Consider the following 15,508-nt stretch of genomic DNA (forward strand, 5'->3'; position numbering starts at 1 on the left):
GCGGCCCGCACAGGCCAAACCGGAAAGCCAAACACCATTTCCGGAAAGCCAAGGGAACTTCTGGTGTTTTTAAGGGAGAAGTCATGAAAAAGGCACTTATGGCTGGCGCAGCACTCAGCCTGATGATGACCGGTTCCGCATGGGCGGACATCACGATTGCGGTCGCTGGCCCCATGACGGGTCAATACGCTTCCTTCGGTGAGCAGATGAAGGCAGGCGCAGAACAGGCCATCGCCGACATCAATGAGGCCGGTGGCGTCAACGGCGAAATGCTGAAGCTGGAAGTGGGCGATGATGCCTGCGATCCCAAGCAGGCTGTCGCGGTCGCCAACCAGTTCGCCGGTTCCGGTGTTTCCTTCGTTGCAGGCCATTTCTGCTCGGGTTCATCCATCCCGGCATCTTCGGTCTATGCCGAGGAAGGTATCATCCAGATCTCGCCGGCTTCCACGAACCCGGCTTTCACCGACAACCGTCCTGGCCCGGGCGTCTACCGCGTCTGCGGTCGTGACGACCAGCAGGGTGATGTGGCAGGCAAGTTCCTCGTCGAGAACTTCGCCGACAAGAAGGTGGCCTTCGTCCACGATAAGACTGCGTACGGCAAGGGTCTCGCCGATGCGACCAAGGCTGCTTACGAGGCTGCTGGCGGTAAACCGGCCCTCTACGAAGCTTACACCGCCGGTGAAAAGGATTACACCGCGCTTGTTTCCAAGCTGAAGCAGGAAGGCGTTGGCGTTCTTTATGTTGGCGGCTACCACACGGAAGCCGGCCTCATGGCACGCCAGATGCGCGAGCAGGGCATGGACACGGTTCTCGTCTCCGGTGACGCTCTCGTCACAGACGAGTACTGGGCCATCACCGGTGAAGCAGGTGAAGGCACGCTGATGACCTTCTCGCCCGATCCGCGCAAGAACGAGATCGCAAAGCCGGTCGTCGACAAGCTGCTTGCTGCCGGCAAGACGGCGGAGGGCTACGCGCTCTACACCTATGCCGCCATTCAGGCATGGAAGGACGCTGTCGAGGCAGCCGGTTCCACCGACTATGATCCGGTGGTGGCCGCGCTGAATGAAGGCACCTTCTCGACAGTCCTCGGCGACCTTTCCTTCGATGACAAGGGCGACGTCACGCTGCCCGGCTATGTCTTCTACGAGTGGAAAGACGGCAAATACGACTACCTCGAGCAGTAAGCCACTGGCTTGATGTGAGGTTTGGCGGCCCGGCAGTGATGCCGGGCCGCTTTCTTTTGGTGAGGCGGCTGGCGCCCAATTTCATTCGGCTGGCATTCCAGTCCTTTCGTCATCCTCGGACCTGATCCGAGGATCCATGCCGGGACGCCGGGGATAAACTTCGGCCCGTCCCGGGCACGTACATTTTTTCTCACTCCTACCCCGTCACCACCGCAACGGCATGGATCCCATGATCAGGCCATGGGATCACGAGGGAGTTGAAGCGCGTTCCCTACTCGCTATTCGCTACTCCCTATTCGCTCTTTTCTCCCCACCCTCAAAACCTCCGCTACACTTCCCCCATCGCCCCTGTCGGGAACCGGGTCCGGAGCCGGGGATCAGGAGGGGCGACGGCAGCCTCCCCCTCGGGTTCGGTGACCCGAGGCCTGTGAGGGCCCGCGAAAGGCCGGCGGCCGGCATCATGTCGGTTGCGGAAAAGCCGCTAGGGCACAGATCGCCCGAGTGACCGGCCGGCAGACGGGACAGCGGCCGGCGGGGCGCGCTTTTCGCGCCACTTATTTCACAACAGAGAGGCACGAAAAACGCGCCCCGTTTCCCGAACGATCCAAACCCCGGCGGCAACCCCGCGCGGCAACGAAGGAGCCTGCCCAGAAATGCCCGCGCGCGCCCTCTGCAGAATGCGCACCAGCACCAAACGTCCCTTCTCCCCGTGAGCGGGGAGAAGGTGAGGATGAGGGGCGAGCGCCATCACCGGCCGGAGGGACGAAGGCGGGAGCGGCCATCGGGCGGAAGCAGCCCTTGGCCGAAACGCGTGAAATGAAAAAGCCGGCTTGGCAAAAAACACGCGTTGGGGAAAAGCCCGCTTCGGAACCTGCGATGCTTCCTCCACGTCAAGAAAGTTTGCACCGCAGCATCGTCCACGCTAATCATACGCGTCGTTTTGGCGCGGAGGGGAGTTTCGCGCCGGGCAATCCCGCACAAACCTTCTCTTCCCGGAGTTTTTGCCAGTGCAGATTAAGAAGATCCTCGTCGCAAACCGTTCCGAAATCGCCATCCGCGTCTTTCGCGCAGCCAATGAACTCGACATCCGAACGGTGGCCATCTGGGCCGAGGAGGACAAATATTCACTGCACCGCTTCAAGGCCGACGAATCCTACCAGGTGGGGCGTGGACCGCATCTCGAGCGTGATCTCGGCCCCATCGAGAGCTATCTCTCGATCGATGAGGTAATCCGCGTCGCCAAACTTTCGGGAGCCGACGCTATCCATCCCGGCTATGGCCTTCTGTCCGAGAGCCCCGAATTTGCCGAAGCCTGCGCTGAAAACGGCATTGTCTTCATCGGTCCGAGGCCCGATACCATGCGCCGCCTCGGGAACAAGGTGGCCGCGCGCAATCTGGCGGTGGAGGTGGGCGTGCCGGTGGTTCCCGCCACCGAGCCATTGCCCGACGATATGGAAGAGGTTGCACGGATGGCGGAGGAAGTGGGCTTTCCCGTCATGCTGAAGGCCTCCTGGGGCGGTGGCGGACGCGGCATGCGTGTCATTCGCAGCCGCGAGGATCTGGAGCACGAGGTCACCGAGGCAAAGCGCGAGGCCAAGGCCGCTTTCGGCAAGGATGAAGTCTATCTCGAAAAGCTGGTCGAGCGCGCCCGCCACGTGGAAGTGCAGATTCTGGGTGATACCCATGGCAATGCCGTGCATCTGTTCGAGCGTGACTGCTCCATTCAACGTCGCAACCAGAAAGTCGTTGAGCGTGCCCCGGCGCCCTATCTCAACGATGAAAAGCGCGCGGAACTTTGCGGATATGCTCTAAAGATCGCCGAGGCGACGAATTACATCGGTGCTGGCACGGTCGAATTCCTCATGGATGCAGACACGGGCGCCTTCTATTTCATCGAGGTCAATCCGCGCATTCAGGTGGAGCACACGGTCACCGAGGAGGTGACCGGCGTCGATATCGTGAAGGCGCAGATCCATATTCTTGAAGGGGCGAAAATCGGCGACAAGGCTTCAGGCGTGCCGGCGCAGGCAGACATTCGTCTGAATGGTGACGCCCTTCAGTGCCGCATCACCACGGAAGACCCGGAGCAGAACTTCATCCCGGATTACGGTCGCATCACCGCCTATCGCGGCGCGACCGGTTTCGGCATCCGTCTGGACGGCGGCACGGCCTATTCCGGCGCGGTCATCACGCGTTTCTACGATCCGCTGCTGGAGAAAGTCACGGCCTGGGCGCCAACGCCCGAAGAAGCCATCGCCCGTATGGATCGCGCGCTGCGGGAGTTCCGCATTCGCGGCGTAGCGACCAACCTGACCTTCCTTGAGGCGATCATCAGCCATCCGAATTTCCGCAACGCCTCCTATACGACCCGGTTCATTGACGAGACGCCTGAGCTCTTCACGCAGGTCAAGCGGCGGGACCGTGCGACCAAGCTCCTGAATTATCTGGCCGACGTTACGGTGAACGGCCATCCCGAGGCGCGGGGCCGGGCACTGCCCAATGCCGAGGCGGCACCGCCCCATGTGCCGTATGTGGACCTGCCGGTGCCGGATGGAAGCAAGCAGACGTTCGACAGGCTTGGAGCCGAGGGTTTCTCAAAATGGATGCGCGAGCAGGAGCGTGTGCTGGTCACCGACACGACCATGCGCGACGCGCACCAGTCGCTGCTCGCCACCCGCATGCGTACGTTCGACATGGCGCGCATTGCCGGCGTCTATGCCCGGGCGCTGCCGGAGCTTCTGTCGCTGGAATGCTGGGGCGGGGCGACCTTCGATGTCGCAATGCGCTTCCTGACGGAAGACCCCTGGGAGCGCCTGTCGCGCATCCGCGAGGGTGCGCCCAACCTGCTTCTGCAGATGTTGCTGCGCGGGGCCAATGGCGTCGGCTACACCAACTATCCGGACAATGTGGTGCAGCATTTCGTCAAACAGGCCGCCGCAGGCGGCATCGATCTCTTCCGTGTGTTCGACTGCCTCAACTGGGTGGAGAATATGCGCGTGGCGATGGACGCGGTGCGCTCCGAAGGCAAGCTCTGCGAGGCGACCATCTGCTATACGGGCGATCTCCTCGATCCGGATCGCGCGAAGTACGATCTGAAATACTATGTCGGGCTTGCCGGAGAACTTGAGGCTGCCGGTGCAAACATCATCGCCATCAAGGATATGGCCGGCCTCCTGAAACCGGGAGCTGCGCGGGTGCTTTTCAAGGCGCTCCGCGAGGCTACCGATCTGCCATTGCACTTCCACACGCACGACACGTCCGGCATTTCCGCCGCAACGGTGCTTGCCGCCGTTGAAAGCGGGGTCGACGCCGTCGACGCAGCCATGGATGCGCTCTCCGGCAACACATCGCAGCCCTGTCTCGGCTCCATCGTCGAGGCGCTCAAGGGGGATGCCCGCGATACCGGTCTTGATCGCGAATGGGTGCGCCGTATCTCCTTCTACTGGGAGGCGGTGCGCAACCAGTACGCCGCCTTTGAAAGCGATCTGAAAGGACCGGCGTCCGAGGTCTATCTGCACGAAATGCCGGGTGGCCAGTTTACCAATCTGAAGGAACAGGCGCGTTCGCTGGGGCTGGAGACCCGCTGGCACGAGGTGGCGCGCGCCTATCACGACGTCAACATGATGTTCGGCGACATAGTCAAGGTCACGCCATCGTCCAAGGTCGTGGGCGATATGGCGCTGATGATGGTTTCGCAGGATCTGACCGTCGCGGATGTCCAGAATCCGGAGAAGGATATTGCCTTCCCGGATTCGGTGGTCTCCATGCTGCATGGCGACCTTGGGCAGCCGCCAGCAGGCTGGCCTGCGGCCCTGCAGAAGAAGGTCTTGAAGGGGGAGAAGCCGATCACGGTACGACCCGGCTCACTGCTTGAGCCGGCCGACCTGGATGCAGATCGCAAGGCGCTGGAAGAGAAGCTCGGCCGCAAGGTGAGTGAGTATGAGTTCGCCTCCTGGCTGATGTATCCGAAAGTGTTCACGGACTTCGTAGCGGCATCGGAAAATTACGGTCCGGTCAGCGTTCTTCCCACGCCGGTCTATTTCTACGGCATGGAACCGGAGGACGAGATTTTCGTCGAGATCGAGCGTGGCAAGACGCTGGTGATCCGCTGCCTTGCCGTTGGCGATGTTGACGAGAAAGGCATGGTCACGGTCTTCTTCGAGCTCAATGGCCAGCCGCGCCGTGTCAAGGTCCCTGATCGGGTTCACGGCGCATCCGCAGCCGCTGCCCGTCGCAAGGCGGAGGCGGGCAACGAAGCGCATGTGGGGGCGCCGATGCCGGGTGTGGTGTCGACGCTTGCCGTCAAGCCGGGGCAGAACGTGCAGTCAGGCGATGTGCTCCTGTCCATCGAGGCCATGAAGATGGAAACAGCGCTTCATGCCGAGCGCGATGGCACGATCGCGGAGGTTCTTGTGGGCGCGGGCGATCAGATCGATGCCAAGGACCTCCTTGTCGTGTTCGCGAGCGGTGATTGACGAGAACGGATTGACGAGCCCGATTAAACCGATTTAAATGCGGCGCGAGCTGGGAATATCCAGCTCGCGCCGTTGTTCCTGGAGCCGGTCATGTCCTCCCGCAATGTGTCCATCGGGCGCTGGGCCGTAGCGGCCTGCTTTTTTGTCAATGGTTTCATGGTCGGCAGTTGGGCGCCGCAGATTCCGGTTGTCGCCTCACGATTTGAGCTGAGTGAAACGGCACTCGGTTTGCTCATTCTGGTTTTCGGCTGCGGTGCCGTAGCGGTCATGCCGCTTTGCGGTTATCTGATTGGCCGGTTTGGTTCCCGCATTGTGCTGCGGGTTGCCGCTGTTGTTTGCGCCTTGTCTTTTGGTGGGCTCGTTGGAGCCGCACAGATCTGGCAAATGGTTGCAGCTCTCATCTTCTTCGGCGCATTTCTGGGTGCGATGGATATCTCCATGAACGCCAATGCCGTGGCGGTGGAGCGTTGGCTCGGGCGAGCGGTGATGTCCTCATCACATGGGTTCTGGAGTCTTGGTGGGTTTTTTGGTGCGGGTGCCGGCGGCCTGTTGCTGGAGCGTTTTGGCTACATGGCGCATGCCGGAATGGTAGTGGCATTTGCCTTTGCGCTTGTGGTGATCACCCTTCCGTTCCTCATTGTAGAAGCCCGGCCCGTGGCCGGAGAGAACGGCCATGGGCGCAGTGGACTGCCGCGCAATCCGATGGTCTATGTGACAGGCCTTGTTGCACTTTTCTGCATGTTGCCGGAAGGAGCGGTGCTCGATTGGGCAGCGCTCTATCTGCGGCAGGAAATGGACGCGGGGATAGCCGAGGCGAGCCTTGCTTTTACCGCGTTTTCCGGCGCCATGGCGATCATGCGCTTTGCCGGCGACCGGTTGCGCAATCGTTTCGGTGCAGTGCGTACCTTGCGCTATTCGGGCATCGTGGCCACGATCGGCATGCTTGGAGCAGGCTTTGCTACGTCACCTATGCTGGCGACGATTGCCTTCGCACTCAGTGGTATGGGAATAGCCAACATGGTGCCGATTGTCTTTTCCGCGGCAGGCAACCAACCGGGGATTTCCCCGGGGGCTGGCATGAGCGTTGCCACCACGATCGGCTACTCCGGCATGCTCGTCGCCCCATCGCTTGTGGGCTTCATCGCCGAGCGCACCGGATTTGCACCGATTTTCCTGGCATTTTCCATCCTGCTTGCCTGCGTTCTGATGCTGGCCAATCTTGTCAGATCCGCTGATACGATCGCCGTCGAGCCCGCGGGTGGTGCCTGATCTTACCCTGAGCTAGATGCTTCCCATCAGCATCAGTATCAGGACAATAACAAGAATCAGGCCAAGGATACCCGATGGTCCGTAACCCCATCCGCGTGAATGCGGCCAGGCGGGTATGGCGCCAAGCAGGATCAGGATCAGAATGATGATGAGGATTGTGCCGAGCGACATCGCGTTCTCCTCGCTTTGTTGAAAGCTTTGCATTTCAACGTGTCAGGCGCGCCCAGGTTCCCTCAAAATGCAAAGAAGCCGGCACGTCGCGGGAGACGTGCCGGCCCGCAGTGCTGATCTGATCAGCCTATTACTCCGCTGGATTGGGGAAGGGGTCTTCCGGAACGTCGGAAGTCTTCACCGGAGCTTTGTCTTTTTGGCCGCGCCGGAACAGGCGAGCCAGCAGACCGCGCCGTTTCTGGCCGGCCGGCAATGTTTCGCGCGTGAACACCATCAGAGCGGAAGGCGTGACGATCAGCGTCAGAGCTGTGGCAAAGGTCAGGCCGTAGACGATGGCTCCCGACAGCGAAATCCACCATTGGGTCGACGGCGCTCCGATGGTAACTTCCTGATGGAACAGTTCGAGGCCAAGACCGAACGCGATCGGCGCCACACCAAGTACAGCGGAAATGGCGGTCAACATGACCGGGCGCGCGCGTTCGCGACAGGTCTGAAGGATGGCTTCCTGCTTTTTCCAGCCTTCGCGCCGCAGCCGGTCATAGGTGTCGATCAGCACGATGTTGTTGTTCACCACCACGCCGGCGAGTGCGATGACACCAATGCCGGACATGACAATACCGAAGGGCTGTCCGGTTATGAGCAGCCCGAGGAACACGCCGATTGTGGCCATCACCACGGTCATCAGCACCAGAAACACACTGGTGAACTTGTTGAACTGGGCAAGAAGCACCACGAAAATCAGAAAGATTGCAGCACCGAATGCTTTCGACAGGAAGGCGCTCGCTTCCTCGCTTTCTTCGTTCGACCCAGCGAGTTTCCAGCGTGTGGCGCCAAGGTCCATGTCGCCAAGCGTCTGCGTGACTTCGGCCTGGACGGCCGAGACCTGATAGCCGCTGGCGACATTGGCTGTGACGACGATGGTGCGCTGTCCGTCGATGCGGTTCAAAATGCCGGTCGAGCGTTCCGGTTCGCGTGACACGAAGTTGGAGATTGGGACCGGACCCTGTGATGTCTGGACCCGCAGCTGATCCAGGGCAGAGAGGGTGCGCCGGTCCTCGGGCAGGCGCAGGCGAATATCGACAGCGTCGTCGACACCGGCGGGCCGGTATTCTGACAGTTTCAACCCGTTGGTCACAAGCTGGACCACCGTGCCGACAGACACCGGGCTGATCCCGTATTGCGCTGCCTTGGCGCGATCCACCTTGATCGCCCAGTCGATGCCGGGTGGCGGGAGGCCGTCAGATATGTCGATCACGCCCGGCACGTTTCCGATCGCCCGCGCGACCTCCGCGGCATGGCTGTTCAGGTCTGTCGGGTCCGCAGCTGAAAGGCGAACCTGGATCGGCTGACCGGTCGGAGGACCGCCTTCGGGTACGCGGACCTCGATTTCGACACCAGGGGTGCCGGCAAGCTCACGCCGCAGATCATCAAGGATCTTGCTTGCAGGCTCGCGCTCCCGCCAGTCAATAAATTCGTATTGGATGACACCGATGACATCTTCGTCAATGTCCTGCCCGCCGCCACGGGTCTTGCCGACGCGTGTATAGACGGACTCTATGCCTGGCCAGTTGAGCAGCTTATCCTCGGCAGGTTTTGTCAGCCGGTCCATCTCCTCAAGCGAAAGATTGCCACGGGCGTGCACATACATCAGACCGTATTCCGGCTCGACATCGGGGAAGAACTCAACGCCGGCACCGTATTGCGAGTAGGAATAGATGATGCCGCCCAGGAGGCCGACCGTGAGCAGCAGAACCGTTATGGGAAAGCGGACGGCCTGTTTTACAAGCCCCATATACCACCCGTCTGGCTTCTGCTCCTCCTGTACATGCGCCTTGGCGAAGATTGCACCCAGTGTTGGGGTGAATATCAACGCATAGATCATCGAAGCGCTTAGCGTCACGATCAGTGTGATCGGCAGGTACTTCATGAACTCGCCGACAATGCCCGGCCAGAAAAGCAGGGGCGAGAAGGCAGCGATACGGGTCATGGTGGCGGCAATGACGGGGCCGGCCATGCGTTTTGCTGCCAGCTCGAAGGCCTGCGCCTTGTCCATGCCCTCGGTCATGCGCCGTTCGGCGAACTCCGTTACGATGATGGCGTCATCGACCAGCATGCCGACAGCCAGGATGAGGCTGAACAGCACGACCATATTGACGGTGAAACCTCCAAGCGAAAGAGCATAGATGCCCATCAGGAAGGAAGCGGGAACGGCGAGGCCGATCAGCAGGGAAGCGCGCCCGGAGAGGGTGTAGAGGACAACGATGAAAACCAGAATCACCGCGATCAGGACATGGTTCTGCAGGTCGTTGAGCATGTCACGGATCATCACCGACTTGTCCTGACTGTAGGACACGGTGATGTTGCCATCCGTAACTTTCTCGAATTCAGTTGCGGCGGCCTTCACAGCATCCACCGTATCAACCAGATTTGCGCCTACCCGCTTCTTGACCTCGATGGCGATAGCGTTTCTGCCGTTCAGGCGGGTGATCGTTTCAGCATCCTTGAAAGTGGAGCGGATTTCCGCCAGATCCCGCGCGCGCACCACGGCATCGGGGCTGGAAACGATCGGTAGATTGGCCACATCTTCCACAGTCTCGATCAACGAAGGCACCTTGACCGCATAGCGTCCGGCCTCGCCTTCCAGCGACCCGGCTGCGACAAGACTGTTTGAGGCATTAACGCCATTGATCATCTGGTCGAGTTGCAAGCCGTAGGAAGAGAGTTTCATCGGATCGATGAGAATCTCGACCAGTTCGTCGCGCGAGCCCTGCAGTGTGCCTTCGAGCACGCCAGGAATTTCTTCGATCCGGTCTCGGAGCTCCCGTGCTGCGGCGGAAAGAACACGTTCGGGCACATTGCCGGCAAGCGTTACGACGAGAATGGGAAATTCTGAAATGTTGACTTCATGCACCGAGGGCTCATCAGCCCCCTGTGGCAGCTCGCGCCGTGCGTCGGCGACCTTGGCGCGCACGTCCTCGATGGCATTGGAGAAGTCGTAGCCGGCCTGGAACTCGACGAGAACAAAGCCGCCCCCCTGATATGCGGAGGAGCGCATTTCCTTGACGCCCTCAAGGCTTTTGAGCCGGGTCTCGATCGGCCGCAGCAAGAGCCGCTCCGAATCCTCTGGTGAGATGCCCTGATAGGTCAGACTCACATAGATGATCGGGATCGGTACATCCGGCTCGGCTTCCTTGGGGATACTGATATAGGCCAGTGATCCGGCAACCACGAAGAAGAGCAGGATGGATAAAGTCAGTCTGGCATTCTGAATTGCAATACGGACGACGTCCATCGGGCAGGTCCTGTCTTGTCCCGTCAGCGCGCTTCAGTATTTCTCCTGATACCGAAGGCGCTCTGTTTCATTGTTGTGCAGCCTTTGGGCGAAAACCGGTCTCCGCCGCCGTGGGCTGTCTTAACGGGCGGTCATTTCGGAGGCGAGGACGCCTGCCAGTTCCCGTATCAGCTTCTGATCGGCGATTTCTGTCTTCACCGTATCACCCTCGGTCACGAGATCCTGGCCGGCGACGATCACCTGAGCATCGGCCGGGATTCCGGCAAGGAAGAGAGCCCGAGGCGTGTCGTCGACCAGATCGATGGGATAGAACACAACCTTGCTGTCTTCATTGACGGCGCGAACGCCAAGCTCGCCATCCTCGTTCAAGGTGACCACAGAACGCGGTAAGGCGACAGCCTCCACCGGCTCGGCGTGAATGTTGATCTCCGCGGTCATGCCGGCGGGAATATCGCCGTCCTGATTGGGGATCGCTACCTCGATGCGGAATGTACGGGTCTGCTCCGAAGCCTCGCGGCTGACGAAGCGGACTTCACCACTGACTTTCGTGCCGTCGACCAACCGAACATCCGCCTTGTCACCGACATCTACAGACCCAAGATCATGTTCGCTGACCTCGCCCACGGCAATCACTGGGTCGAGCTTGATCAGTGTGGCAACTTCCTGACCCTGCATGGCAGAGGAGCCGAGCTCCACGTCGACCTTGTCAATAATGCCATCGAAGGGCGCGCGCACGGTAATGCGTGCGAGATCGGCTTCAGCAGCCTCGAGCTGGGAACGGGCGGTGGCAAGCGCCGAGCGAGCGCTGTCCAACTGCAGGCGGGCAAGATTGCCGGACTTGGCAAGGCGGGCAGCAGCTTCGGACTCGGCCTCTCTCTGGGCCAAAACCTGACGCGCGGTCTCCACCGCAGCCTCTTTGCCTTCGGTTTCGAGCCTCAGGATCAGGTCGCCCGCGGATACCCTGTCGCCCTTGGAGACCGGCAGCTCCGAGACTACGCCGCCAGCGCGCAGGGCCAGAGCCGAACGTTTGTCAGCGGCGGTCTTGCCCGAAACGCGGATTGTTCTTGAATGATCGATACGCGGTGGCGTGGCAACAGTTACCGTCTGCGCTTCAGCCGGCTTGTTTTCGGGTCTTTGCGCCACAGTCTGTGGTTCTTCGCTGGCGCTACCGACAGAGGAAAACTCCCCGGTGGCGATCCAGGCGGCTGTCGCGACAAGCACGGCAATCGCGGCAAGTTTGTGCAACCTAATCTTCGGCATGTCGTTTTCCGATGCGATAGAGCCGGCCTGTCGACTAAGGACCGACCCGATATGGGGACTGCCCGCGCAGAGTTCAATTCGCCAAGCACAAGGGCAAGACGCCAAACCGCAAGGGCAAGACGCGGTATCTTGCGGCAAAAGAACGCTCATATATCGCACACGCACGCTTTACAAAAGCCGAACGGCCAATACTCCTGACATCAACGGACGTTGGCCCGGTGCCAGAGTGCGAGCAGATAAAAACGCCCTTTGCGCGCTGGATGCGCGAAGGTTGGGACATATTGACAAAATTCGTTATTTTGTCAATAGTCGTTGAAAGAAAGTGCAACCCATGAATTTGATTGCCCGATGTACCGATGACCCCAAACGGGAGCGCATCCTTGATGGCGCCATGAAGGTGTTTCTTGCCTATGGCTTCGCTCGAACGACAATGGATGACATTGCCAGATCCGCAGATGTTTCGCGGCCGGCGCTCTACCTGCAGTTTCGGAACAAGGCAGATATTTTTCGTGCCATCGGCGCATGCGTTCTTGAGCAATCGCTGGAAGGAGCTCGGCAGGGGCTTGCCGAAGAGGGGACCTTTGGCGAGCGAATGATGACGGCACTCGACCGGGCCCTGTTCGGGCTGATCGAGACCATCGATCAGTCGGCTCATGGACAGGAAATTCTCGACATGGAAAACAAGATCGCCGCCGATATCATCGCCGAGTGGCGCGATGGGCTGACAGCCATTGTCGAGGCAGCGGTGGCGGATGAGGCATCGCGGACAAATGCCGACCTTGAGGGGCAGGGGCTTTCGGCCCGGGGGCTGGCGGAAATTCTGCTGGATGGTCTTGAAGGCATGCGCATGCGCGGTTTGTGCGGCAAGCCGGCGATAGACGGCGCGCGGCGACTGGTGCGGGTTCTGGAGATTTCCATGGCCGCAGCGCAACCCAGGCGCGGTTGAGCCGGGGTCGTATCTTAAAATCTGCGTTTGTCCTATTGCGCCGTCCAGCCGCCATCCATCGGCAGGGCCGTGCCAGTCATCTGCGATGCGTGATCGGAACACAGAAAGACGACCAGACCACCCAGTTCCTCGACAGTGACAAACTCCCGCGTGGGCTGCCTGGCAAGCATCACTTCGCGCACCACCGTTTCACGATCCATATCGTGCACCTTCATCTGGTCGGGAATCTGCGCCTCCACCAAAGGTGTCAGGACGTAACCGGGGCAGATGGCGTTGCAGGTGATGCCGGTCTCTGCGAGTTCGAGAGCCACTGTCTTGGTCAGGCCCACCACGCCATGCTTGGCGGCGACATAGGCAGATTTGAACGGCGAGGCGCGCAGGCCGTGCGCCGAGGCGATGTTTATGATGCGGCCGCAGCCTGCCTTCCTCATATGAGGGATCGCAGCTGCGGTGGTATGAAAGGATGACGAAAGATTGATCGCCAGGATGGCATCCCATTTCTCGACTGGAAAATCTTCGACAGCGGCGACATGCTGGATGCCGGCATTGTTGACGAGTATGTCGAGGCGTCCGAAGCGTTGCGCCGCCTCATCGATCAGCATGCGGCAGGCATTCGGGTCGGACATGTCGGCGCTCACATAGGCTGCTTCCACGCCGTGATCATCGGCAAGCTTTTTCGCAACAGCATGGTCCTCGGGGCTGTCTGTAAACGAGTTTAGCACGACGTTGCAGCCGTTGGCTGCCAGTGCTTTGGCGGCCCCGAGGCCGATGCCCGAGGTTGAACCGGTGATAACAGCCGTCCGATTTTGCTTGCCCGGTTCTTCCTGCATGGCATGGCCTTTTGTTGAAGCTGGAAAAAGGAGTGTTGTTGCATTGCAGCAAAGCGATGGATGGAGACGCTGTCAAGCGAGGCGATCTGCGCAAATGCACTTCTGCGCCATTGACATTCCGGCCTGTCTCGGCCACCTCAAGCCCGATACGGCTGAAAACGGGACAGTTCCCCCATGACCGGAACATTCACGGCCAGCAAATCTGTGAGCGGCTATTTCTCTTCACCATTTCCGCGGCGCGAGGCCGTGGGTGTTGCCGTGGGCAATGTGATTGTCGGTGGGGACGCACCCGTGGTCGTCCAGTCCATGACAAACACGGACACGGCGGATGTGGACCGCACGGTCGCGCAGATTGCCGCTCTTCATCGCGCCGGTTCTGAACTGGTGCGTGTTACCGTTGACCGCGATGAGGCGGCCGCTGCCGTGCCACGTATTCGTGAGCGGCTGGAGCGGGTGGGTATTTTTGTGCCACTCGTGGGGGATTTTCATTACATCGGCCACAAGCTTCTGGCCGATCATCCCGCATGCGCCGAGGCTTTGGCCAAATACCGCATCAACCCGGGCAATGTCGGTTTCAAGGACAAGAAGGACCGTCAGTTCGCGGCAATCATCGAAACGGCGATCAAGTATGACAAGCCGGTGCGTATTGGCGTCAACTGGGGCTCTCTCGATCAGGAGTTGTTGACGCGCCTGATGGACGAGAACCAGAACAACGGCTCGCCCATGACCGCTCAGGAAGTGACGCGCGAAGCCATTGTGCAGTCGGCGCTTCTGTCGGCCGAGCTTGCGGAGGAAATCGGGCTCGGCCGCGATCGCATCATTCTCTCGGCCAAGGTCAGCCAGGTGCAGGACCTGATCGCCGTCTATACCGAGCTTGCACGACGCTCCAATCATTCGCTGCATCTGGGGCTGACCGAAGCCGGGATGGGCACGAAGGGCATCGTCGCCTCATCAGCCGCGATGGGCATCCTGCTGCAGCAGGGTATTGGCGATACGATCCGCATTTCCCTGACGCCGGAGCCAGGCGGCGACCGCACCCGTGAAGTACAGGTGGCGCAGGAGCTTCTGCAGACGATGGGATTCCGCCAGTTCCTGCCGGTTGTTGCGGCGTGCCCCGGCTGCGGCCGGACGACATCGACCGTCTTTCAGGAGCTCGCCCAGAAGATCGAGGGCGATCTGCGCAAGAACATGCCGGTATGGCGCAAGAAATACCCCGGTGTGGAGAGCCTCAAGGTTGCGGTAATGGGGTGTATCGTCAATGGGCCCGGTGAATCCAAGCATGCCGACATCGGTATCTCATTGCCCGGTACAGGAGAAACGCCGGCTGCCCCGGTGTTTGTGGATGGCAAGAAGGCAGCAACGCTGCGGGGCGAGAACATCGCGGCAGAGTTTGAAAAAATGGTCGCAGACTACATCGAAAAGCGTTTCGGTCCTCGCGAGACAGCGGAATAGCACGTCACTTTTTGCCGATCAGCCAGGGATGACATCACCGTATGGGTCAGTTCTCGCAGCAGCTCCTCAAGTAGCTCGCGGCGCGCCTGGGGCATCGCGGCAAAAAGTGCAAGCTCGCTGGCCATGTCGGCCCTGAACGCCTCCTCGGCGCGGGTTTTGCCTGCGGATGTCAGCTCAACCATCATGCTGCGCCCGTCTTCAGGGGAGGGCGCGCGCTTGACCAAACCTGCCTTTTCGAGCCGTTTCAACCTGTGTGTCAGGCCACCCGAAGTGATCATTAGGGATCTGTAGAGTTCGGTTGGCGTCAGGCGGTAGGGCGCTCCGGCGCGGCGCAGTGTGGCAATAACGTCGAACTCGCCCCGATCAAGGCCAAAGGCGGCGAAGGTTTCCTCGATACCGGGTCGAACGAGTATTGATAGCCGGTAGATGCGGCCGAGAATGCTCATGGGGCTCGTGTCCAGATCGGGAAGCTCGCGTGCCCATTGCGCTCGCAGGCGATCGACATGATCCGCCCCGGTTTTTTCTATGCTCATGAAGGCTCCTGATCGTCTGCGGGTATCAAGGGTCCATTATATATCTTGACGTTAAGATATATTGCAACTATCTTTGCGCAAAGATATTCAGCGCCC

10 protein-coding genes are annotated in these 15,508 nt (G+C 60.2%); 5 read left to right on the plus strand and 5 right to left on the minus strand.

Features of this window, described 5'->3' with window-relative positions:
* Positions 1 to 83 precede the first annotated feature (83 nt).
* The 3 genes from P2W41_RS03660 (at position 84) to P2W41_RS03670 (ending at position 6,928) form a co-directional block, all read left to right on the plus strand.
* Positions 84 to 1,184, plus strand: coding sequence for a branched-chain amino acid ABC transporter substrate-binding protein (locus P2W41_RS03660; protein ID WP_292897768.1), 1,101 nt, complete (start codon positions 84 to 86; stop codon positions 1,182 to 1,184).
* Between the two features lie 1,007 nt (positions 1,185 to 2,191).
* Positions 2,192 to 5,659, plus strand: a complete 3,468-nt coding sequence (pyc, locus tag P2W41_RS03665) for a pyruvate carboxylase (RefSeq protein ID WP_404934340.1) — start codon at positions 2,192 to 2,194, stop codon at positions 5,657 to 5,659.
* A 90-nt stretch (positions 5,660 to 5,749) separates the two neighbouring features.
* A complete protein-coding gene (locus tag P2W41_RS03670; protein ID WP_404934341.1) occupies positions 5,750 to 6,928 on the plus strand; it encodes an MFS transporter in 1,179 nt (392 codons plus the stop codon).
* A gap of 12 nt (positions 6,929 to 6,940) precedes the next feature.
* Here P2W41_RS03670 and P2W41_RS03675 read toward each other — a convergent pair whose 3' ends face one another.
* From P2W41_RS03675 to P2W41_RS03685, 3 genes are all read right to left on the minus strand, one after another.
* A complete protein-coding gene (locus P2W41_RS03675) occupies positions 6,941 to 7,099 on the minus strand; it encodes a DUF3309 domain-containing protein (protein ID WP_292897762.1) in 159 nt (52 codons plus the stop codon).
* A 130-nt stretch (positions 7,100 to 7,229) separates the two neighbouring features.
* The gene (locus tag P2W41_RS03680; RefSeq protein WP_404934342.1) at positions 7,230 to 10,391 is read right to left on the minus strand and encodes an efflux RND transporter permease subunit; all 3,162 of its coding nucleotides are present in this window, start codon (positions 10,389 to 10,391) and stop codon (positions 7,230 to 7,232) included.
* Between the two features lie 120 nt (positions 10,392 to 10,511).
* Positions 10,512 to 11,651: an efflux RND transporter periplasmic adaptor subunit gene (locus P2W41_RS03685; RefSeq protein ID WP_292897760.1), complete on the minus strand. Its 1,140-nt coding sequence runs from the start codon at positions 11,649 to 11,651 to the stop codon at positions 10,512 to 10,514.
* 331 nt (positions 11,652 to 11,982) lie between these two features.
* On the opposite strand from P2W41_RS03685, the gene P2W41_RS03690 reads away from it, so the two are divergent.
* Positions 11,983 to 12,597, plus strand: a complete 615-nt coding sequence (locus P2W41_RS03690) for a TetR/AcrR family transcriptional regulator (protein ID WP_292897759.1) — start codon at positions 11,983 to 11,985, stop codon at positions 12,595 to 12,597.
* Positions 12,598 to 12,629: 32 nt separating this feature from the next.
* Here P2W41_RS03690 and P2W41_RS03695 read toward each other — a convergent pair whose 3' ends face one another.
* On the minus strand, positions 12,630 to 13,427 hold the full coding sequence (locus tag P2W41_RS03695) for a 3-hydroxybutyrate dehydrogenase (RefSeq protein ID WP_404934343.1): 798 nt from the start codon (positions 13,425 to 13,427) through the stop codon (positions 12,630 to 12,632).
* A gap of 174 nt (positions 13,428 to 13,601) precedes the next feature.
* Here P2W41_RS03695 and ispG point away from each other — a divergent pair, with 174 nt between their 5' ends.
* Positions 13,602 to 14,879, plus strand: coding sequence for a flavodoxin-dependent (E)-4-hydroxy-3-methylbut-2-enyl-diphosphate synthase (gene ispG / locus P2W41_RS03700; protein ID WP_404934344.1), 1,278 nt, complete (start codon positions 13,602 to 13,604; stop codon positions 14,877 to 14,879).
* Here the strand turns inward: ispG and P2W41_RS03705 are convergent.
* Complete coding sequence (locus P2W41_RS03705; RefSeq protein ID WP_404934345.1) at positions 14,837 to 15,412, minus strand: MarR family winged helix-turn-helix transcriptional regulator; 576 nt, start codon at positions 15,410 to 15,412, stop codon at positions 14,837 to 14,839. The genes ispG and P2W41_RS03705 overlap by 43 nt on opposite strands.
* Positions 15,413 to 15,508 lie beyond the last annotated feature (96 nt).

It is taken from the genome of Nitratireductor sp. L15S-10 (assembly GCF_045011005.1).
Lineage (GTDB): Bacteria > Pseudomonadota > Alphaproteobacteria > Rhizobiales > Rhizobiaceae > Nitratireductor.